At 28.9% G+C, this 25,405-nt stretch carries 25 protein-coding genes; 1 reads left to right on the top strand and 24 read right to left on the bottom strand.

Annotation, left to right across the window (positions count from 1 at the left end; genetic code table 4):
* Positions 1-44: 44 nt before the first annotated feature.
* From SDAV_RS11320 to SDAV_RS11260, 14 genes are all read right to left on the bottom strand, one after another.
* Positions 45-638 (bottom strand): hypothetical protein, encoded by a 594-nt coding sequence (locus SDAV_RS11320; RefSeq protein ID WP_114565656.1) that lies wholly within the window; start codon positions 636-638, stop codon positions 45-47.
* A 609-nt stretch (positions 639-1,247) separates the two neighbouring features.
* The gene (locus SDAV_RS11315; RefSeq protein ID WP_151202550.1) at positions 1,248-1,697 is read right to left on the bottom strand and encodes a hypothetical protein; all 450 of its coding nucleotides are present in this window, start codon (positions 1,695-1,697) and stop codon (positions 1,248-1,250) included.
* Between the two features lie 46 nt (positions 1,698-1,743).
* The gene (locus SDAV_RS12465) at positions 1,744-1,899 is read right to left on the bottom strand and encodes a hypothetical protein (RefSeq protein WP_186823503.1); all 156 of its coding nucleotides are present in this window, start codon (positions 1,897-1,899) and stop codon (positions 1,744-1,746) included.
* 696 nt (positions 1,900-2,595) lie between these two features.
* The gene (locus SDAV_RS11310) at positions 2,596-2,895 is read right to left on the bottom strand and encodes a hypothetical protein (RefSeq protein WP_114565623.1); all 300 of its coding nucleotides are present in this window, start codon (positions 2,893-2,895) and stop codon (positions 2,596-2,598) included.
* Between the two features lie 138 nt (positions 2,896-3,033).
* On the bottom strand, positions 3,034-3,189 hold the full coding sequence (locus tag SDAV_RS12460; RefSeq protein ID WP_186823502.1) for a hypothetical protein: 156 nt from the start codon (positions 3,187-3,189) through the stop codon (positions 3,034-3,036).
* Between the two features lie 53 nt (positions 3,190-3,242).
* Positions 3,243-3,767 carry a TraM recognition domain-containing protein gene (locus SDAV_RS11305; RefSeq protein ID WP_114565663.1) on the bottom strand — a complete coding sequence of 175 codons (525 nt, stop codon included), beginning with the start codon at positions 3,765-3,767 and terminating at the stop codon, positions 3,243-3,245.
* 5 nt (positions 3,768-3,772) lie between these two features.
* Positions 3,773-4,549 (bottom strand): type IV secretion system DNA-binding domain-containing protein, encoded by a 777-nt coding sequence (locus SDAV_RS11300; RefSeq protein ID WP_114565662.1) that lies wholly within the window; start codon positions 4,547-4,549, stop codon positions 3,773-3,775.
* Positions 4,550-4,645: 96 nt separating this feature from the next.
* Complete coding sequence (locus SDAV_RS11295) at positions 4,646-4,984, bottom strand: hypothetical protein (protein WP_114565653.1); 339 nt, start codon at positions 4,982-4,984, stop codon at positions 4,646-4,648.
* 3 nt (positions 4,985-4,987) lie between these two features.
* Complete coding sequence (locus SDAV_RS11290) at positions 4,988-7,510, bottom strand: Mbov_0397 family ICE element conjugal transfer ATPase (RefSeq protein ID WP_114565652.1); 2,523 nt, start codon at positions 7,508-7,510, stop codon at positions 4,988-4,990.
* Positions 7,500-9,065, bottom strand: coding sequence for an Mbov_0396 family ICE element transmembrane protein (locus tag SDAV_RS11285; protein ID WP_114565651.1), 1,566 nt, complete (start codon positions 9,063-9,065; stop codon positions 7,500-7,502). Before SDAV_RS11285 ends, SDAV_RS11290 begins: the two co-directional genes overlap by 11 nt.
* 11 nt (positions 9,066-9,076) lie before the next feature.
* On the bottom strand, positions 9,077-9,346 hold the full coding sequence (locus SDAV_RS11280) for an Mbov_0395 family pilin-like conjugal transfer protein (protein WP_114565661.1): 270 nt from the start codon (positions 9,344-9,346) through the stop codon (positions 9,077-9,079).
* Positions 9,346-11,850 carry a ligand-binding sensor domain-containing protein gene (locus tag SDAV_RS11275; RefSeq protein WP_114565660.1) on the bottom strand — a complete coding sequence of 835 codons (2,505 nt, stop codon included), beginning with the start codon at positions 11,848-11,850 and terminating at the stop codon, positions 9,346-9,348. The genes SDAV_RS11280 and SDAV_RS11275 overlap by 1 nt, the downstream gene beginning before the upstream one ends.
* Positions 11,851-12,696: 846 nt before the next feature.
* The gene (locus SDAV_RS11265) at positions 12,697-13,473 is read right to left on the bottom strand and encodes a ParA family protein (protein WP_011310461.1); all 777 of its coding nucleotides are present in this window, start codon (positions 13,471-13,473) and stop codon (positions 12,697-12,699) included.
* Complete coding sequence (locus tag SDAV_RS11260) at positions 13,460-13,717, bottom strand: hypothetical protein (RefSeq protein ID WP_114565658.1); 258 nt, start codon at positions 13,715-13,717, stop codon at positions 13,460-13,462. Before SDAV_RS11260 ends, SDAV_RS11265 begins: the two co-directional genes overlap by 14 nt.
* A 338-nt stretch (positions 13,718-14,055) precedes the next feature.
* On the opposite strand from SDAV_RS11260, the gene SDAV_RS11255 reads away from it, so the two are divergent.
* Positions 14,056-14,691, top strand: coding sequence for a hypothetical protein (locus SDAV_RS11255; protein ID WP_114565657.1), 636 nt, complete (start codon positions 14,056-14,058; stop codon positions 14,689-14,691).
* A gap of 394 nt (positions 14,692-15,085) precedes the next feature.
* On the opposite strand, the gene SDAV_RS11250 is transcribed toward SDAV_RS11255, so the two are convergent.
* From SDAV_RS11250 to SDAV_RS11205, 10 genes are all read right to left on the bottom strand, one after another.
* Complete coding sequence (locus tag SDAV_RS11250) at positions 15,086-15,679, bottom strand: hypothetical protein (RefSeq protein WP_114565656.1); 594 nt, start codon at positions 15,677-15,679, stop codon at positions 15,086-15,088.
* 609 nt (positions 15,680-16,288) lie between these two features.
* A complete protein-coding gene (locus SDAV_RS11245; RefSeq protein ID WP_114565655.1) occupies positions 16,289-16,942 on the bottom strand; it encodes a hypothetical protein in 654 nt (217 codons plus the stop codon).
* A 696-nt stretch (positions 16,943-17,638) separates the two neighbouring features.
* On the bottom strand, positions 17,639-17,938 hold the full coding sequence (locus tag SDAV_RS11240) for a hypothetical protein (protein WP_114565623.1): 300 nt from the start codon (positions 17,936-17,938) through the stop codon (positions 17,639-17,641).
* Positions 17,939-18,076: 138 nt separating this feature from the next.
* The gene (locus tag SDAV_RS11235; protein WP_114565654.1) at positions 18,077-19,594 is read right to left on the bottom strand and encodes a type IV secretion system DNA-binding domain-containing protein; all 1,518 of its coding nucleotides are present in this window, start codon (positions 19,592-19,594) and stop codon (positions 18,077-18,079) included.
* A 96-nt stretch (positions 19,595-19,690) separates the two neighbouring features.
* Positions 19,691-20,029 (bottom strand): hypothetical protein, encoded by a 339-nt coding sequence (locus tag SDAV_RS11230; protein WP_114565653.1) that lies wholly within the window; start codon positions 20,027-20,029, stop codon positions 19,691-19,693.
* 3 nt (positions 20,030-20,032) lie between these two features.
* Positions 20,033-22,555, bottom strand: coding sequence for an Mbov_0397 family ICE element conjugal transfer ATPase (locus tag SDAV_RS11225; RefSeq protein WP_114565652.1), 2,523 nt, complete (start codon positions 22,553-22,555; stop codon positions 20,033-20,035).
* Complete coding sequence (locus SDAV_RS11220) at positions 22,545-24,110, bottom strand: Mbov_0396 family ICE element transmembrane protein (protein WP_114565651.1); 1,566 nt, start codon at positions 24,108-24,110, stop codon at positions 22,545-22,547. Before SDAV_RS11220 ends, SDAV_RS11225 begins: the two co-directional genes overlap by 11 nt.
* A 38-nt stretch (positions 24,111-24,148) precedes the next feature.
* A complete protein-coding gene (locus SDAV_RS11215; RefSeq protein ID WP_114565650.1) occupies positions 24,149-24,391 on the bottom strand; it encodes a hypothetical protein in 243 nt (80 codons plus the stop codon).
* On the bottom strand, positions 24,391-24,933 hold the full coding sequence (locus SDAV_RS13785) for a hypothetical protein (protein ID WP_245938604.1): 543 nt from the start codon (positions 24,931-24,933) through the stop codon (positions 24,391-24,393). The genes SDAV_RS11215 and SDAV_RS13785 overlap by 1 nt, the downstream gene beginning before the upstream one ends.
* Positions 24,893-25,243 carry a hypothetical protein gene (locus SDAV_RS11205; protein ID WP_151202551.1) on the bottom strand — a complete coding sequence of 117 codons (351 nt, stop codon included), beginning with the start codon at positions 25,241-25,243 and terminating at the stop codon, positions 24,893-24,895. Before SDAV_RS11205 ends, SDAV_RS13785 begins: the two co-directional genes overlap by 41 nt.
* Between the last annotated feature and the right edge of the window lie 162 nt (positions 25,244-25,405).

Here is a 25,405-nt window from a genome sequence, read left to right as displayed (position 1 = left end):
GAATAATTGAAATGAGTTAAAAAAATCAACCGCTCGCCCAAAAATTACTCCTTGTTGTTTCAGATTTCGTAGGTGTTTAGTTCTTGTGGTGCTTGTCATTTGTTGACTTGATTTTGTATTCAGTTGGCGAGGGTTTGAGTTGGGGTAATTCAGTGAACCGTATAATTTTGTTTATAATATTCTACTAAACCCTGTAATTTTTTAAAAAACCGCTCGGGAGTTTTTCGTGTGCGTTCAAACTCGACTAATTGAATTGTTCCGTCAGTTTTATAAACAATTAAGTCTGGATAAGCATTCAAATTGCCGTTTTCCATTTTTAACTCCCGCTCTGTTTGGTAATGTTCGATGTCGGTTTGACTACAAAGTCATTTAATCAGCATATCTTGGTGGGGCATTTCATAGCAATTTATTTTAATTGCTTTTTTGTGTTCACGCCCAACAAAAGTATTTCCCTTATGAGAAAGATAATAAATGTTTTTTCTTGTATGTTGGTCTATTTTATAAAAACCTTTTTTTAAATTTCGTTCTAAAATTCGTTTAGCACTTATAAATGATTTTTGTGTCAACAATGCAACTTGTTCTATGTTTAAGTATCCTCAACGATTTATCATCAGCAATATTTTTTCTAACTCACCCATAACATCAACTCCTTACCAACCACCGTTGTCTTACTGAAAGGGTGGGGTTTTTTCTTTTTTCGGTTCGCTTTTTTCTTTTAAGGGCACGGGCAAAAAGAAAAAAGGAACTAGGTGAGTTTATGTTGGTTATATTAATTGCAATTAATATAACCAACATAAACTCACCACTGCGGAACACAAACATTAAGCCGAAACCCCGTGCTATCAACAACGTTGGGAGTGCGGGGTTTCGGGTGATTGGCGTGCCAAAATGATTTGTGTTCCGCAGTCTAAACAAGATTATATATGGTATTTAAAAGTACCATATTAATACCTAATAATTATATCTTAAATTTTAATATATTTAGTATTTTATTCAAAAAATACTAATAAATTTATTTAAAAAATATATAAAATTTATTAAATATTTTGTTTTGATATAGTAATGGTATTTATTTTGGTTTTCTATTGGAATAAAAAAGTAAGAAAAAAGGAGTTGATTTGCCAAACAGCAAAAACGATATGATCACGACCATATCTTGGTTTTGTTTATTCGTTGTCTTGCTACACTTTGGTTTTATGCAAGTTCTCTGCTTTGTTGATAGGGGGGTTAAGAACCCGGTAGGGGAATTAGTTTAAGTTGTCTAATTCCCCTAATAACTGGGTGAGTTCTTCTTCGGATAATTTTGGTGGGTCGCCCTTGTTTTTTTCATACAAGGTGTTATAATCATCAACAAGAGAATTATTCTCTTTATTTTTAATTAATGATTTTTTATTAGCAGAATACTTAGTTTTTACGAAAGATTGGTATTCTGCTTTTAATTTGTCGCTTTCATCACAAATTTGTTCGCGTGCTTGTTGGTAAGTTAACCCACTTAAAAATGGGTTTGTTGCTTGTTCTTTTTCGTATCTTCGAGCAGACACAGTTAAATAATGCAATTCTTTAATTGCAGTGTCTTTAATTGCTTGATAACCCGCCAAGCGATATTTATTATTATCACGCGTATTATAAATTCAGTAGTTAAAAAACATATCAAGACCAACCAAAAAGTATTTACCGGTTTTGTCAATAAAACACATTATTTTTGGAACACAAATAAATTTGTCATAAATTTTGACTTTATAACTATCTTTGCGGGTAGGGTGTTGCCGAACTATTTTTTTGGTAAGTAAAAATTAGAGATATGTTTTTTTCGTCAAGTTGATTAATAACTTTATGATTAAACCCATTTATCTCAACAAAGTGATAATTGAGTTGTTCTGTTTGTTGTAATTGTTGCATAATAATATTGCTCCTTTCTGCCGTTTTGAGCGAATTTAAACGCTTTATTGGCGTTGATATTTTCCAAAATGTAGAATAATTCTTTTTGGTTATTTCAACGCTGATATAAACTGAATTTTGTGTTGTTTTGATATATTAAATAAAAAAATAGGTAGAATGAACTTTTTTTCATTCTACCTATACACAAAAATTAAATAAATGTTATAATTTAACTGACCTACCAAAAGGTGGGGGTTAAATCAATAACCTAATTAAGTGGTTTGTTGGACCGCTTAATAGGTGTATAGAAGAATGACTGATGGGTCATTTTTCTTTTTGTTTATTTAGTTGTTTTTATTTTACCACAAAGGGGGATTAAATAATTTAATTTCAACTCCTTTTTGTGTAACAAATAAAAAGGGAAATAACAGACCGCTATTTCCACAAACATTATAATAATTGATAAACATATTCTAAGGTAAATAAAATATGTTAAGATGTTTATGGAAACACAGTTGTTGTTCAAAAATCGTTGTGTTTCCGTTTTTAATTGTCCTAGCAATTTAATTGCTAACATTTACATTGTACAACAGATAAATAAATTTATCAATAAATTTTAAAAAAACAAAAAAACCTTAGTAAAATAAGGTGTTTTTGTTTAAACCTAATTTATAAAGGTGATGTATTTTAAATACATCGTTGTTAATATAACATAATTTAATTGATAATATTAAATTCTCTAACACTATATTCAAGTTCGTCAGTGTTTTTGTTATTTTTGTGAAGATATTTAATTTCAATTGTTTTAGTATCTTTATTAAATACTTTGTTTAAATTATCCGCAGTTTCGTTTCAAGTAACACATTTAATATTTTGTCCGTCATCATTTACATAAAATGAAAACAAATTGCGTTGAATATTATTTTTGTCAGTAATTGTTTTAAACATTGCTTTATCAGCAAAAATAACATCTACCTCTTTTATAAATAATTGATTATTTTGAAAATTTCTGTACATATAAAAAATTCCTTTCATTAATTAAAGTATTTTATAAATAATAATTTTTAAACTAATAAAAGAAATTAATAGCATAATAGATTAAATAAAATAAATACTTTAATTAATTTTAACTCAATTATAAATATTTTAAAATATTTATTTGTTTAAATGTTGAATTAAATAATCTAAACAAGTGGGGTCAACCGCAATTTTTTTAATAAATAACTTACCACTTGGTAGCGTTGTTTTTAAATAGCATTCTCCGATTTTAATAGTTTTCAGGTCGTTCGGGTGAACAATAAACTCATCCACCGCACGCACCGAACCCATATCAGCGGTGTTATTTTTAAAATCAAGTTGGCGAGTTAGTTTTTCGGTTTCTTGGTACCAAAGACACTCGCTACATATTCCGCCGTGTTCGGGTCTTTAATGTTATGACAAACAATAGTGCTAACATTTCCGAAGATAGTGTCTGTTAAATTCATATTGTTTGTTTTTAAATCATTTATTGTTTGAAATGACAAGAAACATTGATAATTAAAACTACGCGACTTATTTATCAAATTGACAATAGTTTCACTTGCAAAGACATTAAACTCATCTAAAACAATGTTAATTTTTTGATTAACTGGTTTTAGGGTAGTTAATTCTTTTAAGTCTTGGATTATGATTTTACCAACCGCACCCGCCAACTCGGGGTATTTCAAAGAATTTATACTAAACAAAATCGTTTTATGTTTTGTGATCAATTCAAGTAAACTATTATTTTTGCCAAGCGAATTATTTAATTGCATAGAACAAATATCTAATTTACTATACATACCAACAATTTCTTTTTCTTCAAAATTACTAAGTTTAATTTGGTTAGGTTCTACTATGCCACCAATCAATACTCTTAAATTCCCAAGTTGGAAATAATCTGTAATGTTTTTAGCGTTATAGGAATTTTCTTTTTTATTAAAACATCTAATAAAATTAATAAATAATGTTTTGCCTTATCACGATAAAAAGGTTCTGAAAAATCAAACAATGACATTATCTTATCCGATAACACAACACTATCTTTTGTCGCAAAGGGGTTGTATTCAGTTGACCCACCAATTTCTCAAATAAAGGCGTTAGGGTCTTGTTTTTTAACTTTATTAATTAAATCAACATCTCCCTTCCCATCAATAATAATTGTGGTCTGTTTAAATATTTGATTTAATTGTTTTACCAAAAACATTAATGTTGTTGTTTTACCACTCCCCGTTGTCCCAACCAATAAAGTATGTTGAGTTAAATTAGTTTTAAGAATACCATACTTATTATTAAGGGCAAGCATTTTTAACTGTAATGTTTTAAATTCTTTATCACTTGCTTTGTTTGATTTTTGTTGTTTTGTTTTAGGACTATCCATATTATCTATTTTATGACTTACATAAAATCAAAAGAAAAATAAAAACGCAATAATAAACAAAATAATTGAAATTAACCAACTATATTTATCAGCATAAGCAATATGAAAATTTTTAAAATCTAGTGTATGGTATTTTAAAAACATAATAATAATTGCCGAAGCACAATTTATCAAACATACAAGCATAAACGGTATTACTAAAATAAAAATAAACCAATAAATAATTTTATTGCTAATATTTTTATCTCGCCAATTAATAATTTTTTTTCACATTTTAAACACCTACCTTTCTATAAAAAAATGTCGTTTGTGCTGCATTGAAAGTTATTTTAACGAATAACATATTAACTCAATGCAATATAAACGATTTTATTTATTTAATGCTTCTTGGTTGATTTTAATTGCTTCAAGCATTTTGTTTCATTCACATTGATAAAGATTTATTAAGTACTGTCCTTGTCAAATTTCACTTTTGACATGTATTTTAGCGTCATTATCATATAATCAGATAATATATTCATCTGTGCTTTTGATACCAACCGCAAGTGATTTACCCCTCCGCGAACCGTGAATGCATTTTTTACTAATTCACACCGACAAACCTTTATGTTTGGGAATAGAAAATAAAACTGCTTTCTCGGTTTCGCGTTTTAGTTTTCTGCGTGCGAAAATGTTAACTGTTACTCAATCGGTTTGCTTTGGTTCCATAATTTATGTTTCCTTTCCTAGGTTATTAATGTCTTCTTGGGTACCGATTGCTTTGATTTCTTCGCTTGTGGCGATAACTTGCAAAATATAGCGTTTATCATTGATACTAAATAAGCAAAGTCCCTTTTTAGGTGTTAAAATAACATTTTTCTCATACGCATTTATCATATTGTTATCAGTCAATAATTCAGTATAATTTTGCAAACCGATTGAATTTAAGTGATGAATAAATTGATAAGTACACTGTTCAATTATTCCCCGTGCTTGGCGTTTAACATTTTCGCCGTGCTGGGTAAAGTCACCGATACTTTGCGTTAAAATATATAAAATTCCGTTAAATTTACGACAAGTTTTCGATAAAGTAAATAAATAATTAAGGGCAAGCAAATTATCTTCGTTAATTAATAAGTGTGCTTCATCCACCGCAATACAAATTCAACTCTGTTGCTCAAGTGGTAAGTTTAAATTATCTTCCTTATTTTTTTTCATAACACGGTCAAGCAACGCTAACAACAAATACATTTGGGCGTTAGCAATTGTTTTTGATTTTGCCATATTGTAAATATCAAAAACAATCAAGTCGCTTTTAATTTCTAAGGTACTAACACCATTAAATAGGGTGCCGTCTGCTCCCTTGGTTAGTTTTCACAACATTTTTTCTAACAAAGTATCTTGTTCTTTTTGATATACCAAGTTATATAAATCAGTTAAAATTGGATAATCTTTTCGAGATAATTTTTTTAAATTTGTATCAGCAGTAATTTTAAAGTTTTTATATAATTGAATAATATATTCTTGTAATTTAGCAAGGTCTATATTTGTTAAATCACTATACAAATTTTTAAACCATTGTTCTAGTAATGAAATGTGTTCGGAAAAATTATCAGTAAAGATTTCTAAGGGGTTAATTTTTGCTTTTGGGTTATTACCAAATTCAATAATTTCTCCACCGTGGTAATTGGCAAAACTACCATATTCGCGTTGTGGGTCAATAATATAAATTTTTGTGTTATTACAATATAATCAATTTAATTGCTTTTTCACATTAAAAGTTTTTCCAAACCCCATCTGACCAACAATAAAAGCGTTATGACTTGCTCTTACTGATGACTTGGTTTTTATATCAAAGATAATGGGTTGTATTTGTTCATTTTCACCCATTATTAACCCGCGAGGGTCATTTAATGGTTTACTTGGAAACGGTCAAGCACTCGCAAGAGTAATCGTTGCCATTTCTTGCTCGATGTTTTTTAATTTATCATTATTGTTAAATAACAAAAATTTATATGTTGTAAATTGGCGAAATGTCAAATCATTAATAGTAAAACGATTTCTTATCATTTCATTTTTTAAATTTGAAACAACTTGGTCTAAACCAGTTTTACTATCAGCAAAGCAAGTGAAAATAATTGAAACCATTTTTAAGGTTTCACCCCCAACTTGAATAAGTTGTAATAACTCATTAAAATTTTGTAAATATAAGTTATATTCAATATCTTCACTTGCTTTTTTAGTTTCTTGGTCTTGTGCTCTTCGTATAGCACGGTCAAGCAATTTAAACGCTGTCATATTATCTAAATGGTGAACACGAAGCGAAATATTGACATTTTCTATTTCGCTAAAATTACTCAACCACATATCATTAACAGTCAACGGAAATTGATTAACAGTAAGATAACTAACAAATTTATTATTATCCAGTTTCAAATAATTTGCAGTTTCTTTAATCGATGTTGGTAATGTTGAAATTGATGTATTTGTTGGTATGATTTTTTTATCAACAATTTTCTTAATTTCTTCGCTTGTTGGCAAAGTCAAAGAAAGATGTTGATTATACGATAACAACGATAATTCAAGTTTTTTATCGTTATTATTAGTGAAAACAATTAAATAATAATTTTGTTCGAGTTTTAAATTTTGGTTTTCCAAGTATTCAGACATCGACAAAAAATTATTTAATTGGTGTTTTTGTGAATTTTTTAAACTATCTTGCTTTAAAGTCTGTGTAAGATAGTTTTTATTTTTGTTAAAATTCAACTTACTATCAATTTTGATAATTTCAAAATTAAAATTTAGTCCACGCAAATAATTAGAAAAGTCATAAATCGGTGTATTGCGTTCTTCTTGCGTTGACAATGTTAAATCAACGGTATTTATTTTATATATAAGTGCTTGTTTTTTGTTAAAAATAACACGGTTATTGATAATTTGTATGTTGTTCGTGTTTTCTATTTTATGATTTTTATTTTTAAATAAGAACACAATAGCAACAAAAATCACATAGTATAATTTTTCACCATTTTTATTAGGTGCAATCAAAAATATTGTTAAAATAGCAACAATAACAGTTGTAATAACCCCCGCCAGCAAGGATAATTTTGCAAGCAAAGTCAAAGATAAAGTTATCAAAACCACCGCGGCAAAAATAATAAAAAGTTCTTGTCAACCAATACCACCAAGAGCATTGGAAACAGTAAATCTGACTTTACTTGCTTTTTTAGTGATAATTTTTGTGTTATTTTCCATTGTTTTTGTCTCCTTTTTCTTTCTTTGTTGTTTTAGTGTTTTCTTGTTGTAAAACACTGTCTTTATTTGTTTTCTGTTTTCGTTGTTCTTTGAATGTTTGATAATCACTTATATTTGTCATAACTTTATCTTTCGTTTTCATTGCTTGACCAGCAAAGGCACTGGCAACACCCCCCGTATTAGGGTTAAAACCACCAAACAAAGTCCCCGCTGCCGCATCTTTAAATGGGGTACCGCTTTTCATTGCACTACTTATCCCTTGGGTTAAACCAATTGGTTTACCAACTACATTACGAGCGGCAAATTTCCCCGATTTTCACGCGAATTTACCGCCAATTTTAGCAAGGTTAGTTGCCATTCCAAACGACATCAGATTACCGATACTATCGCTCATCGCTGTATTACCGCCAATTAAACTTGTTATAATTTGTGGTGATTTTGCAACGGCAAAACCAAAGGCAAAGATACCAAGTAAGATAAAGATTGGTTGTGATAAAGAATTAGGCATAAATGTTGCCACTTGCCCCAACACCGCAATACTCATAATAAATATGTTGTAAGTTATAAACATAAAGGCATAACTTATAAATCGCCCAATAACCATATCTTTTCAATTACGAAATTGTTGTCCTTGGTCGGTGACACTCATTACAACAACCACGGGCGAGTAACACAATAAGATAAACAATTCAATTACCCGCCAAAATAAAAACAAACAAACAGTAAACATAATATAAACCATAAAACACTCAGAAATCAAACAAATAATATAACTAAAAGACCCACTATCATCAAAAGTCCACGACACTGGAATATAACTAAAATGATGAACACCATTAACAAACGACGAATTAAAAATCGCCAAAGCAATATTATTTGTATCTATTGGGGCATTTTGCAAAAACAATTTAACAACCATCGTCATAATTGTATTTGCCATAATAAACAATGTCGGTATTAAAGGAATGGCAATAATGATGATAAGTATATTTGTAATTGCCGCTTTTATTTCGTGGCGGCGATTGTTATACATTCACGCTATCGCTTTTGTGCCAATAATGACAATTAACATCGCCATTGCAATACCAAACAACAACCAATATATCGTGCTAATATTATTCATACTAAATAATTGTTCGCTTAACGCTCCCCCACCAATAAAGTATACGACATCTTGCATTCCACCCAACAACCAAACAATCGGTTTGATAAAAATAAGATACAAAATAGCACAAAAACTATTTATTGCTCACCCAATAATGTCCCCCATTATGTTTGACCCGCCAGTTGTTTCTACTGTTTCAACATTTAAAGTATTAGAAAAAAATGTTTGGATATTAGTTGCTGGTTCGGTATTTGGCAAAAACCACAAAACCGCCGCTAATATCGCAATCACAATACAACCAATAATTAACAAGGGTATCATTGCGATTGCCAATATTGTAAATATTTTTTTAAAATAGTAAGCGATAAATTGCTCTAACCCTTGTTTTAATATTGGTTTTTTTGATTTTATAACCGTTAAATTATCTTGTTTTCGTTTTCAGAACAACATATTTACACCCCCTAACTTGTGATTGGGGCGATAGTATCTTTAAACGCCAAGACAATTACACTTGCAAGAATAACAATTAACAAGCAAATTAAAACTCACATTACTTTTTTAATTGTTTCTTTGCGGTTGCTACTATCAGCGTTAAATTTACCCCCAATCGCATAAACACCAATCATAATAATTGCTGATACAACTGCAATAGCAATTAATATTGGCAAAGCAATCCCTAAAATTTTGTTAAGTAAATCATTTACCCCGCTTGTTGCTAACAAAGTCAACATTATTCATCACCGCCTTTATTATTTTGTGCTTCTTTTTCTGCTTCTTCTTTTCTAACTTTTTCAACTAATTTATCGTGGCGGCGTTTGTTAATTTTTGGTAAAAAATATTTATCAAAGACAAATCTTTTAAACAACAAATATGCCAGACCAAGACCCGCCAAGACACCCGCAACAACGCCAATAATTCACAGTTTGCTATCCTTACCTTTATTATTGTTATCGGGTGTCTTGCTGTCTTTGATTTGCAAGGTAAATTGTTCTGATGTCGCATTATTGTATTTAACAGTAATGTTTACTTTGTCATTTGGTTTAAAATCACTTTGGTTTAAAACAAACGAAACTTTATCTTTCTCATAATTGCTGGTATTTACCCCATCAATTTTGATATCACTTGGGATTTGCGTTTTTAACTGCTCGACAACTTGCTCTTTTGTCAACGGTTCGGTTGCTGACAGTTTACCATTGGTTTTAAATCAGTCCGCAACAGCACTCGCAATTTGACTATCACTTGCTAGTTGTTGTCAATTTTTACTATCTGCAAAAAGATTGTTTAATTGACTAGCACTATACCCACGGATATTGTCGTATCCATTTGCTTTCGCTCAAATTTCAAATTGTTTCCCATTATCCGTGTTTCAATATTCTTTTATTTCTTTTTCTTTCTTTTCGTTTATTTGTAAATAAACATTTTCGGTATGACCTAGGTTGTCTGACAGTTCAACAACATATTTACCCTCCTTTGTGTTTAATTGCGACCCATCAAGTTTTATCCCGTTTGTAGCGTCAATATTGCTTGATTGTGATGTTTTATTTCATTGATCATCACAACCATACACAAACCCAGTTATCACACTGCTTGGTGTTGGTTTAACGATTGTGATAATACTTTCACTACTTGCATAGTAAAAAGTGTTAACTGGGTTTGTTAGGTTACTTGTATCAATTTGAAAAAGATAATCTTTTATTACCGTTGCGGTTGATGATGTTGGTGTTACATCGATTTTTAAATCAACTGTCGTTGCTGAAACAACATTGTATTTAACATCAACCGAACCCGCATAACTTTTACTATCTTTTTTCGCGGTTAAAGTTGCAGAATTATTATCTTTTTTTGTTATTTCAATTTGCGAAAAATCATCAATAACATTGTGATTTTTTTGATTAACAGCAGAAAAAATAGTGTCATCGTTGTTATCTAAGATATTTCCTAAATCAGTCGTTTTAATTAACTCACTTAAATTTTCTTGTTTACTTGTTGCTGGTGGGTCAATTTTCGCTTGCATCGAGACAATAATTTCACTCGTGTATTGTTTACCTTCCAAAGTAAAAAATACTTGTAAATTATGGTCGCGGGGTGCGGTTTCGGGTTTAACATTGATATGTCATTGTTTACTTGTTTGTGGTTGTTGGACATTATCAAAGACAACCTTATCAATGTTGGGGTTGGCAATATCAATGTTTAACTCCCCATCAACCGTAAGCAAGTCGGGGCGAGTTCAAGTCATCGCTTTCGTACTATCAACTAAGTTAAACTGACTTTGTTGTTTTACCCAATCTAAAACTGGAAAAGGGAATGCTAAAATATATGCTCCGTTGCTAGCGGCAATGTACATATTATTTTGTTTATCAAAAACTAGGTAATTAACATTATTACTTATGCCATTTATTTTGGTTGGTGTTGTTGCACCTTGTTTTAACACATAGGCACCGTTATCTGTTCCAAAATAAATATTTTCTTTACTATCAACTAAAATTGTAGCAATGTCACCACTTATGCCATTTATTTTGGTTGGTGTTGTTGCACCGTTTTTTAAAAGATAAATACCACTATTTGTACCTATATAAATATTTTCTTTACTATCAATTTTTATTGTATTTAAATGCATATTTATTCCATCAATTTTGGTTGGTGTTGTTGCACCGTTTTTTAAAACAGAAACACCTTCAAGATTGGTTGCTATATAAATATTATCTTTACTATCAACTAAAATTGTAGCAATGTCACCACTTATGCCATTTATTTTGGTTGGGGATGTTGCACCGTTTTTTAAAAGATATACATTAGTAAATGTTCCAAAATAAATGTTGTCGTTTTTATCAACTGCAAGTGAAACAACATAACCATTTATTCCATCGATTTTGGTTGGTGTTGTTGCACCTTGTTTTAACACAAAAACACCGTTATTTGTCCCAAAATAAATGTTGTCATTGCTATCAATGGCAAGGGAATTAACTTTTTTATCAATACCATTTATTTTGGTTGGTGTGTCCGAACCAGCAGACAATTTATACGCACCGTCCTTTGTCCCAAAGTAAATGTTATTTTTACTATCAGCAGCAAGTGAATAAGCATTATTACTTATGCCATTTATTTTGGTTGGGGATGATATTTCGTTGTTTGAATTAGATGTCAAGGTGCGTGTTGCGGGTGTGTTGGCAAACAACGGTGCGGGAATGCTCGCTGTCAGTGTAGTTATGGTTAATAAACTTAATAATTTTTTCATTTTCTTATTTCCTTTCTGAAATTGATATTCCCATAAAAAATAGGAATAGCACCACAGCACTATTCCCACAAAACAATTTCTAACATATTTCACAAGAGTATCAAAAGGACAAACAAAATACCCCAGTAAAATATGTTAAAATTGTCTGTGGAAACGCTAGGTGTTTACTAGTGTTTCCACGATAGTAATTTATCGCCAAATAAATTACTATCACTTTGTTTAATAAAATTTGAGAAGCAGTAAGAGAAAAAGTCGCTTACTACTATTATTTTACCACATCTAATTTATAGGTGTGGTTTTTTGATATCTTTTTTTATTCCCCGCAGTTTTTATCTATTTTTAAATTAGGTAGTAAATAAAAACCTTCAAATATAATTTTTCATTGCTCCTTTTTATTTTTATATATAAAATATTTAATTCAATAAATAAATATATTAATAATAAATAATACATATGGCGAAATTATTGCTACTAATAAAGGATAATTTTTTTCAAATTGAGGAACTAATGGAGTTAATTTATATATTAAAATAATCAAAATAAATGCCAATAATGAAAGGAATTTAAAAATATCTAAACAAATAAATAACAAAAATCTTTTTATTATCTTTTTTTGTTTATCTAAATTTAATTTATCAAATATTTTAATAAAATATTTATTATTTTTTTTAAAATAAAATTCAACAACAAAAAGTTTAAAAATCTGATAACCTAATAAAGTAAAAATTACAGCAGTATTTAATTTAAGAGAATAAATTAAATAATATAGAATTATTGGGAGGAAAAGATCAAAGAAAATGAAAATAAATATATATATAAGATTATTAACTCATACTTTTTTCATAGTTATTTGATTTCTTTGATGAGTTCTTCGTATGCTTGTTTCTGGCGTCAATATGTAGGGTTAGTCCATATTGTGTCTAATTTAACTGTGTTTTTTGAAAAAGTATCTGAGTGTTTAATTTCACATTTTAATAAATATTGATTAAGATTATCATTTTTTAATCATTCCAAAATGGTTTCTGTAACATCATTATTTTTTACATTATTTAGTAAAATCTTAATATTTGGTGGTTCTTTATTAATAATTTTAGCAATATGATTTAAAGTATTTTTTAAATCTAATACCCCTTTATAACAACCTCCATCATCAGTTAACGGTGCTATTATTAAATCAGATAACATCAAAAAACTAAGTGATAATTCATTAATAGACGGTGGGTAGTCAATCAATACATAATCATAACCATCAAAAGTTTTCTCATTTTCCATATACAAAGTATCTGCTATTAAATGTTGGTCTTTTTCATTTGAATAGTTTAAATTTAAAATAGCAGATACTTTATTTAGTTGTTCCCCACCAACAATAATGTCAATGTTTTTATATTTCGTTGATTGAATAAGTTGTAATATTTTTATTAATTCTGGTTCTGTTAAAACAGACTTGATTGTTTTATTTTTATTATATACATTATTAACTAAATTTAGTGTTATTGTTGCTTGGGGGTCTAAATCAATTACTAAAACTTTTTTATTTTCCAAAGCAAATTTATAGGCGACATTTTTGCATAATGTCGTTTTGCCTACCCCACCTTTTTTAACTGCAAAACTAATCATTTTCATTTTTACTATTCTCCAAATCTATGTTATATCTTTCTGCTAAAATTTCGTTCATTAAAGTTGTTAATTGCCATTTCTTTCTTTTTGCTTCTTTTCTAAATTCCTTAACCACTTGTGAATTACATTTCATACGTGGCATAAAAGTAGAATTATCTAATTTTTTAAATTCTCTAACATCACTAAAACTTGATGTTTTATTTATTAAATTTTTAGTTATATTCGTTTTTTCTTTATCTATGTTTGGCATAATTATTTTATTTCCTTTCTAAAATAATTATTTATACTTTAAATAGTAATTATAATTATTTATAATTATAATATCAAAAATATAATTAAAATCAAGTTTTTTTATATAAATAATTATAAATAATTATTTATACTTTAAATAGTAAATATAATTATTTTATATAAATAATTATAATAGCATTAATATATTATTTTTATTACCATTTACCCGTGAAAATAACTTTCAATGCAGCACAGAGGACAATAGCAAAACAAACAATGAAAAACCCTTATAAAATAAGGGTTTTAAAATAATGGTATAATATATTAAATATTATATTAAAAAGAAAGGTTATAAAAATGTGAAAGAAAAAAAATACCGTTGATGGAAATAAAGTTGGACAAAATGACAATATTAAAATAGGAAATAATGATGTAAAAAATAATTCAAAAATAAAACAAAAAATTAAGGATAGTACTATTAATAATTATAATTTTATAGAAGAAAAAATAAGAACTATTTTAAATAGTAAAGAAAAAAATGAAGGTGAAAAATTATATAATTTTATAGAAATGATAAATGAATTAAAATTTTATAATTATGAATTAGAACAAAAAGTATGTAGATTAGAAAAACTAAACGAAATGAAAAATAATGTATATAAAAAATATGTTGAATTTAAAAAAAAATATGAAACACTTAAAGAAAATTGTGAAAAAGAATATGAAGAAGTTTATATAAAACTTGATGGGGAAAATGTTAATATTATATTTGAGTTAAAAAAATATTTAAAAAGTATTTTAAAAAATAATTATGATAAATTAGTGCATAATATAAAAATTACGAGAATTGATGACAATAGAAAGTCAATTATTTTAATAAATAAAAATAAAGGATATGGCGGGCAAAACGACATAGATATATTAATTCATAATTGATTAGAAATCAAAGCAAGTGAAGAAAAAGAATATGAAAATGTTGAATTGTGAAATTAGTAAATAACTTTATTTTCATAAAAATAAAAAATTAGAATACTTTATTAATTCCTGATATTTTCTTATTTGCATTTTTTATCAATGTTTATATCTTTGGGTAATCAATAAACACTTTTAATTAATTAAATCAATTTTTTATTTTTTTCATTTAACTATTTTCCATTAATTTATATATAAACTGGGCTCGCGGTGATTTTTTAAATTTTATGTAAATTACTATAAATTTAAAAAAAACTTTTGCCGTGCTTTTCAAAGTACTTGGGAAAAATTCTAAGCGTTAAGCGAAGAATTTTATAAAGGTTCCCAAATTTGTTTGAAAGATTTTCAAAACTTTTTTTAACTTTTAAGTCATTTTATCATAAAAAGTTAAAAAAATCAACCGCTCGCCCAAAAATTACTCCTTGTTGTTTCAGATTTCGTAGGTGTTTAGTTCTTGTGGTGCTTGTCATTTGTTGACTTGATTTTGTATTCAGTTGGCGAGGGTTTGAGTTGGGGTAATTCAGTGAACCGTATAATTTTGTTTATAATATTCTACTAAACCCTGTAATTTTTTAAAAAACCGCTCGGGAGTTTTTCGTGTGCGTTCAAACTCGACTAATTGAATTGTTCCGTCAGTTTTATAAACAATTAAGTCTGGATAAGCATTCAAATTGCCGTTTTCCATTTTTAACTCCCGCTCTGTTTGGTAATGTTCGATGTCGGTTTGACTACAAAGTCATTTAATCAGCATATCTTGGTGGGGCATTTCATAGCAATTTATTTTAATTGCTTTTTTGTGTTCACGCCCAACAAAAGTATTTCCCTTATGAGAAAGATAATAAATGTTTTTTCTTGTATGTTGGTCTATTTTATAAAAACCTTTTTTTAAATTTCGTTCTAAAATTCGTTTAGCACTTATAAATGATTTTTGTGTCAACAATGCAACTTGTTCTATGTTTAAGTATCCTCAACGATTTATCATCAGCAATATTTTTTCTAACTCACCCATAACATCAACTCCTTACCAACCACCGTTGTCTTACTGAAAGGGTGGGGTTTTTTCTTTTTTGTGTTCGCTTTTTTCTTTTAAGGGCACGGGCAAAAAGAAAAAAGGAACTAGGTGAGTTTATGTTGGTTATATTAATTGCAATTAATATAACCAACATAAACTCACCACTGCGGAACACAAACATTAAGCCGAAACCCCGTGCTATCAACAACGTTGGGAGTGCGGGGTTTCGGGTGATTGGCGTGCCAAAATGATTTGTGTTCCGCAGTCTAAACAATATTATATATGGTATTTAAAAGCACCATATTAATACCTAATAATTATATCTTAAATTTTAATATATTTAGTATTTTATTCAAAAAATACTAATAAATTTATTTAAAAAATATATAAAATTTATTAAATATTTTGTTTTGATATAGTAATGGTATTTATTTTGGTTTTCTATTGGAATAAAAAAGTAAGAAAAAAGGAGTTGATTTGCCAAACAGCAAAAACGATATGATCACGACCATATCTTGGTTTTGTTTATTCGTTGTCTTGCTACGCTGTGGTTTTATGCAAGTTCTCTGCTTTGTTGGTAGGGGAGTTAAGAACTCGGTAGGGGAATTAGTTTAAGTTGTCTAATTCCGCTAATAACTGGGTGAGTTCTTCTTCGGATAATTTTGGTGGGTCGCCCTTGTTTTTTTCATACAAGGTGTTATAATCATTAACAAGAGAATTATTCTCTTTATTTTTAATTAATGATTTTTTATTAGCAGAATACTTAGTTTTTACGAAAGATTGGTATTCTGCTTTTAATTTGTCGCTTTCATCACAAATTTGTTCGCGTGCTTGTTGGTAAGTTAACCCACTTAAAAATGGGTTTGTTGCTTGTTCTTTTTCGTATCTTCGAGCAGACACAGTTAAATAATGCAATTCTTTAATTGCAGTGTCTTTAATTGCTTGATAACCCGCCAAGCGATATTTATTATTATCACGCGTATTATAAATTCAGTAGGTAAAAAACATATCAAGACCAACCAAAAAGTATTTACCAGTTTTATCAATAAAACACATTATTTTTGGCACACAAATAAATTTGTCATAAATTTTGACTTTATAACTATCTTTGCGGGTAGGGTGTTGGCGAACAATTTTTTTGGGTAAGTAAAAATTAGAGATATGTTTTTTCTCGTCAAGTTGATTAATAACTTTATGATTAAACCCATTTATCTCAACAAAGTGATAATTGAGTTGTTCTGTTTGTTGTAATTGTTGCATAATAATATTGCTCCTTTCTGCCGTTTTGAGCGAATTTAAACGCTTTATTGGCGTTGATATTTTCCAAAATGTAGAATAATTCTTTTTGGTTATTTCAACGCTGATATAAACTGAATTTTGTGTTGTTTTGATATATTAAATAAAAAAATAGGTAGAATGAACTTTTTTTCATTCTACCTATACACAAAAATTAAATAAATGTTATAATTTAACTGACCTACCAAAAGGTGGGGGTTAAATCAATAACCTAATTAAGTGGTTTGTTGGACCGCTTAATAGGTGTATAGAAGAATGACTGATGGGTCATTTTTCTTTTTGTTTATTTAGTTGTTTTTATTTTACCACAAAGGGGGATTAAATAATTTAATTTCAACTCCTTTTTGTGTAACAAATAAAAAGGGAAATAACAGACCGCTATTTCCACAAACATTATAATAATTGATAAACATATTCTAAGGTAAATAAAATATGTTAAGATGTTTATGGAAACACAGTTGTTGTTCAAAAATCGTTGTGTTTCCGTTTTTAATTGTCCTAGCAATTTAATTGCTAACATTTACATTGTACAACAGATAAATAAATTTATCAATAAATTTTAAAAAAACAAAAAAACCTTAGTAAAATAAGGTGTTTTTGTTTAAACCTAATTTATAAAGGTGATGTATTTTAAATACATCGTTGTTAATATAACATAATTTAATTGATAATATTAAATTCTCTAACACTATATTCAAGTTCGTCAGTGTTTTTGTTATTTTTGTGAAGATATTTAATTTCAATTGTTTTAGTATCTTTATTAAATACTTTGTTTAAATTATCCGCAGTTTCGTTTCAAGTAACACATTTAATATTTTGTCCGTCATCATTTACATAAAATGAAAACAAATTGCGTTGAATATTATTTTTGTCAGTAATTGTTTTAAACATTGCTTTATCAGCAAAAATAACATCTACCTCTTTTATAAATAATTGATTATTTTGAAAATTTCTGTACATATAAAAAATTCCTTTCATTAATTAAAGTATTTTATAAATAATAATTTTTAAACTAATAAAAGAAATTAATAGCATAATAGATTAAATAAAATAAATACTTTAATTAATTTTAACTCAATTATAAATATTTTAAAATATTTATTTGTTTAAATGTTGAATTAAATAATCTAAACAAGTGGGGTCAACCGCAATTTTTTTAATAAATAACTTACCACTTGGTAGCGTTGTTTTTAAATAGCATTCTCCGATTTTAATAGTTTTCAGGTCGTTCGGGTGAACAATAAACTCATCCACCGCACGCACCGAACCCATATCAGCGGTGTTATTTTTAAAATCAAGTTGGCGAGTTAGTTTTTCGGTTTCTTGGGTACCAAAGACACTCGCTACATATTCCGCCGTGTTCGGGTCTTTAATGTTATGACAAACAATAGTGCTAACATTTCCGAAGATAGTGTCTGTTAAATTCATATTGTTTGTTTTTAAATCATTTATTGTTTGAAATGACAAGAAACATTGATAATTAAAACTACGCGACTTATTTATCAAATTGACAATAGTTTCACTTGCAAAGACATTAAACTCATCTAAAACAATGTTAATTTTTTGATTAACTGGTTTTAGGGTAGTTAATTCTTTTAAGTCTTGGATTATGATTTTACCAACCGCACCCGCCAACTCGGGGTATTTCAAAGAATTTATACTAAACAAAATCGTTTTATGTTTTGTGATCAATTCAAGTAAACTATTATTTTTGCCAAGCGAATTATTTAATTGCATAGAACAAATATCTAATTTACTATACATACCAACAATTTCTTTTTCTTCAAAATTACTAAGTTTAATTTGGTTAGGTTCTACTATGCCACCAATCAATACTCTTAAATTCCCAAGTTGGAAATAATCTGTAATGTTTTTTAGCGTTATAGGAATTTTCTTTTTTATTAAAACATCTAATAAAATTAATAAATAATGTTTTGCCTTATCACGATAAAAAGGTTCTGAAAAATCAAACAATGACATTATCTTATCCGATAACACAACACTATCTTTTGTCGCAAAGGGGTTGTATTCAGTTGACCCACCAATTTCTCAAATAAAGGCGTTAGGGTCTTGTTTTTTAACTTTATTAATTAAATCAACATCTCCCTTCCCATCAATAATAATTGTGGTCTGTTTAAATATTTGATTTAATTGTTTTACCAAAAACATTAATGTTGTTGTTTTACCACTCCCCGTTGTCCCAACCAATAAAGTATGTTGAGTTAAATTAGTTTTAAGAATACCATACTTATTATTAAGGGCAAGCATTTTTAACTGTAATGTTTTAAATTCTTTATCACTTGCTTTGTTTGATTTTTGTTGTTTTGTTTTAGGACTATCCATATTATCTATTTTATGACTTACATAAAATCAAAAGAAAAATAAAAACGCAATAATAAACAAAATAATTGAAATTAACCAACTATATTTATCAGCATAAGCAATATGAAAATTTTTAAAATCTAGTGTATGGTATTTTAAAAACATAATAATAATTGCCGAAGCACAATTTATCAAACATACAAGCATAAACGGTATTACTAAAATAAAAATAAACCAATAAATAATTTTATTGCTAATATTTTTATCTCGCCAATTAATAATTTTTTTTCACATTTTAAACACCTACCTTTCTATAAAAAAATGTCGTTTGTGCTGCATTGAAAGTTATTTTAACGAATAACATATTAACTCAATGCAATATAAACGATTTTATTTATTTAATGCTTCTTGGTTGATTTTAATTGCTTCAAGCATTTTGTTTCATTCACATTGATAAAGATTTATTAAGTACTGTCCTTGTCAAATTTCACTTTTGACATGTATTTTAGCGTCATTATCATATAATCAGATAATATATTCATCTGTGCTTTTGATACCAACCGCAAGTGATTTACCCCTCCGCGAACCGTGAATGCATTTTTTACTAATTCACACCGACAAACCTTTATGTTTGGGAATAGAAAATAAAACTGCTTTCTCGGTTTCGCGTTTTAGTTTTCTGCGTGCGAAAATGTTAACTGTTACTCAATCGGTTTGCTTTGGTTCCATAATTTATGTTTCCTTTCCTAGGTTATTAATGTCTTCTTGGGTACCGATTGCTTTGATTTCTTCGCTTGTGGCGATAACTTGCAAAATATAGCGTTTATCATTGATACTAAATAAGCAAAGTCCCTTTTTAGGTGTTAAAATAACATTTTTCTCATACGCATTTATCATATTGTTATCAGTCAATAATTCAGTATAATTTTGCAAACCGATTGAATTTAAGTGATGAATAAATTGATAAGTACACTGTTCAATTATTCCCCGTGCTTGGCGTTTAACATTTTCGCCGTGCTGGGTAAAGTCACCGATACTTTGCGTTAAAATATATAAAATTCCGTTAAATTTACGACAAGTTTTCGATAAAGTAAATAAATAATTAAGGGCAAGCAAATTATCTTCGTTAATTAATAAGTGTGCTTCATCCACCGCAATACAAATTCAACTCTGTTGCTCAAGTGGTAAGTTTAAATTATCTTCCTTATTTTTTTTCATAACACGGTCAAGCAACGCTAACAACAAATACATTTGGGCGTTAGCAATTGTTTTTGATTTTGCCATATTGTAAATATCAAAAACAATCAAGTCGCTTTTAATTTCTAAGGTACTAACACCATTAAATAGGGTGCCGTCTGCTCCCTTGGTTAGTTTTCACAACATTTTTTCTAACAAAGTATCTTGTTCTTTTTGATATACCAAGTTATATAAATCAGTTAAAATTGGATAATCTTTTCGAGATAATTTTTTTAAATTTGTATCAGCAGTAATTTTAAAGTTTTTATATAATTGAATAATATATTCTTGTAATTTAGCAAGGTCTATATTTGTTAAATCACTATACAAATTTTTAAACCATTGTTCTAGTAATGAAATGTGTTCGGAAAAATTATCAGTAAAGATTTCTAAGGGGTTAATTTTTGCTTTTGGGTTATTACCAAATTCAATAATTTCTCCACCGTGGTAATTGGCAAAACTACCATATTCGCGTTGTGGGTCAATAATATAAATTTTTGTGTTATTACAATATAATCAATTTAATTGCTTTTTCACATTAAAAGTTTTTCCAAACCCCATCTGACCAACAATAAAAGCGTTATGACTTGCTCTTACTGATGACTTGGTTTTTATATCAAAGATAATGGGTTGTATTTGTTCATTTTCACCCATTATTAACCCGCGAGGGTCATTTAATGGTTTACTTGGAAACGGTCAAGCACTCGCAAGAGTAATCGTTGCCATTTCTTGCTCGATGTTTTTTAATTTATCATTATTGTTAAATAACAAAAATTTATATGTTGTAAATTGGCGAAATGTCAAATCATTAATAGTAAAACGATTTCTTATCATTTCATTTTTTAAATTTGAAACAACTTGGTCTAAACCAGTTTTACTATCAGCAAAGCAAGTGAAAATAATTGAAACCATTTTTAAGGTTTCACCCCCAACTTGAATAAGTTGTAATAACTCATTAAAATTTTGTAAATATAAGTTATATTCAATATCTTCACTTGCTTTTTTAGTTTCTTGGTCTTGTGCTCTTCGTATAGCACGGTCAAGCAATTTAAACGCTGTCATATTATCTAAATGGTGAACACGAAGCGAAATATTGACATTTTCTATTTCGCTAAAATTACTCAACCACATATCATTAACAGTCAACGGAAATTGATTAACAGTAAGATAACTAACAAATTTATTATTATCCAGTTTCAAATAATTTGCAGTTTCTTTAATCGATGTTGGTAATGTTGAAATTGATGTATTTGTTGGTATGATTTTTTTATCAACAATTTTCTTAATTTCTTCGCTTGTTGGCAAAGTCAAAGAAAGATGTTGATTATACGATAACAACGATAATTCAAGTTTTTTATCGTTATTATTAGTGAAAACAATTAAATAATAATTTTGTTCGAGTTTTAAATTTTGGTTTTCCAAGTATTCAGACATCGACAAAAAATTATTTAATTGGTGTTTTTGTGAATTTTTTAAACTATCTTGCTTTAAAGTCTGTGTAAGATAGTTTTTATTTTTGTTAAAATTCAACTTACTATCAATTTTGATAATTTCAAAATTAAAATTTAGTCCACGCAAATAATTAGAAAAGTCATAAATCGGTGTATTGCGTTCTTCTTGCGTTGACAATGTTAAATCAACGGTATTTATTTTATATATAAGTGCTTGTTTTTTGTTAAAAATAACACGGTTATTGATAATTTGTATGTTGTTCGTGTTTTCTATTTTATGATTTTTATTTTTAAATAAGAACACAATAGCAACAAAAATCACATAGTATAATTTTTCACCATTTTTATTAGGTGCAATCAAAAATATTGTTAAAATAGCAACAATAACAGTTGTAATAACCCCCGCCAGCAAGGATAATTTTGCAAGCAAAGTCAAAGATAAAGTTATCAAAACCACCGCGGCAAAAATAATAAAAAGTTCTTGTCAACCAATACCACCAAGAGCATTGGAAACAGTAAATCTGACTTTACTTGCTTTTTTAGTGATAATTTTTGTGTTATTTTCCATTGTTTTTGTCTCCTTTTTCTTTCTTTGTTGTTTTAGTGTTTTCTTGTTGTAAAACACTGTCTTTATTTGTTTTCTGTTTTCGTTGTTCTTTGAATGTTTGATAATCACTTATATTTGTCATAACTTTATCTTTCGTTTTCATTGCTTGACCAGCAAAGGCACTGGCAACACCCCCCGTATTAGGGTTAAAACCACCAAACAAAGTCCCCGCTGCCGCATCTTTAAATGGGGTACCGCTTTTCATTGCACTACTTATCCCTTGGGTTAAACCAATTGGTTTACCAACTACATTACGAGCGGCAAATTTCCCCGATTTTCACGCGAATTTACCGCCAATTTTAGCAAGGTTAGTTGCCATTCCAAACGACATCAGATTACCGATACTATCGCTCATCGCTGTATTACCGCCAATTAAACTTGTTATAATTTGTGGTGATTTTGCAACGGCAAAACCAAAGGCAAAGATACCAAGTAAGATAAAGATTGGTTGTGATAAAGAATTAGGCATAAATGTTGCCACTTGCCCCAACACCGCAATACTCATAATAAATATGTTGTAAGTTATAAACATAAAGGCATAACTTATAAATCGCCCAATAACCATATCTTTTCAATTACGAAATTGTTGTCCTTGGTCGGTGACACTCATTACAACAACCACGGGCGAGTAACACAATAAGATAAACAATTCAATTACCCGCCAAAATAAAAACAAACAAACAGTAAACATAATATAAACCATAAAACACTCAGAAATCAAACAAATAATATAACTAAAAGACCCACTATCATCAAAAGTCCACGACACTGGAATATAACTAAAATGATGAACACCATTAACAAACGACGAATTAAAAATCGCCAAAGCAATATTATTTGTATCTATTGGGGCATTTTGCAAAAACAATTTAACAACCATCGTCATAATTGTATTTGCCATAATAAACAATGTCGGTATTAAAGGAATGGCAATAATGATGATAAGTATATTTGTAATTGCCGCTTTTATTTCGTGGCGGCGATTGTTATACATTCACGCTATCGCTTTTGTGCCAATAATGACAATTAACATCGCCATTGCAATACCAAACAACAACCAATATATCGTGCTAATATTATTCATACTAAATAATTGTTCGCTTAACGCTCCCCCACCAATAAAGTATACGACATCTTGCATTCCACCCAACAACCAAACAATCGGTTTGATAAAAATAAGATACAAAATAGCACAAAAACTATTTATTGCTCACCCAATAATGTCCCCCATTATGTTTGACCCGCCAGTTGTTTCTACTGTTTCAACATTTAAAGTATTAGAAAAAAATGTTTGGATATTAGTTGCTGGTTCGGTATTTGGCAAAAACCACAAAACCGCCGCTAATATCGCAATCACAATACAACCAATAATTAACAAGGGTATCATTGCGATTGCCAATATTGTAAATATTTTTTTAAAATAGTAAGCGATAAATTGCTCTAACCCTTGTTTTAATATTGGTTTTTTTGATTTTATAACCGTTAAATTATCTTGTTTTCGTTTTCAGAACAACATATTTACACCCCTAACTTGTGATTGGGGCGATAGTATCTTTAAACGCCAAGACAATTACACTTGCAAGAATAACAATTAACAAGCAAATTAAAACTCACATTACTTTTTTTAATTGTTTCTTTGCGGTTGCTACTATCAGCGTTAAATTTACCCCCAATCGCATAAACACCAATCATAATAATTGCTGATACAACTGCAATAGCAATTAATATTGGCAAAGCAATCCCTAAAATTTTGTTAAGTAAATCATTTACCCCGCTTGTTGCTAACAAAGTCAACATTATTCATCACCGCCTTTATTATTTTGTGCTTCTTTTTCTGCTTCTTCTTTTCTAACTTTTTCAACTAATTTATCGTGGCGGCGTTTGTTAATTTTTGGTAAAAAATATTTATCAAAGACAAATCTTTTAAACAACAAATATGCCAGACCAAGACCCGCCAAGACACCCGCAACAACGCCAATAATTCACAGTTTGCTATCCTTACCTTTATTATTGTTATCGGGTGTCTTGCTGTCTTTGATTTGCAAGGTAAATTGTTCTGATGTCGCATTATTGTATTTAACAGTAATGTTTACTTTGTCATTTGGTTTAAAATCACTTTGGTTTAAAACAAACGAAACTTTATCTTTCTCATAATTGCTGGTATTTACCCCATCAATTTTGATATCACTTGGGATTTGCGTTTTTAACTGCTCGACAACTTGCTCTTTTGTCAACGGTTCGGTTGCTGACAGTTTACCATTGGTTTTAAATCAGTCCGCAACAGCACTCGCAATTTGACTATCACTTGCTAGTTGTTGTCAATTTTTTACTATCTGCAAAAAGATTGTTTAATTGACTAGCACTATACCCACGGATATTGTCGTATCCATTTGCTTTCGCTCAAATTTCAAATTGTTTCCCATTATCCGTGTTTCAATATTCTTTTATTTCTTTTTCTTTCTTTTCGTTTATTTGTAAATAAACATTTTCGGTATGACCTAGGTTGTCTGACAGTTCAACAACATATTTACCCTCCTTTGTGTTTAATTGCGACCCATCAAGTTTTATCCCGTTTGTAGCGTCAATATTGCTTGATTGTGATGTTTTATTTCATTGATCATCACAACCATACACAAACCCAGTTATCACACTGCTTGGTGTTGGTTTAACGATTGTGATAATACTTTCACTACTTGCATAGTAAAAAGTGTTAACTGGGTTTGTTAGGTTACTTGTATCAATTTGAAAAAGATAATCTTTTATTACCGTTGCGGTTGATGATGTTGGTGTTACATCGATTTTTAAATCAAC

Source organism: Spiroplasma phoeniceum P40 (genome assembly GCF_003339775.1).
Classification (GTDB): Bacteria; Bacillota_I; Bacilli_A; order Mycoplasmatales; family Mycoplasmataceae; genus Spiroplasma; species Spiroplasma phoeniceum.
The sequence above is the reverse complement of the archived record's forward strand: the minus strand, read 5'-3'. Positions and strand labels throughout refer to the sequence as shown.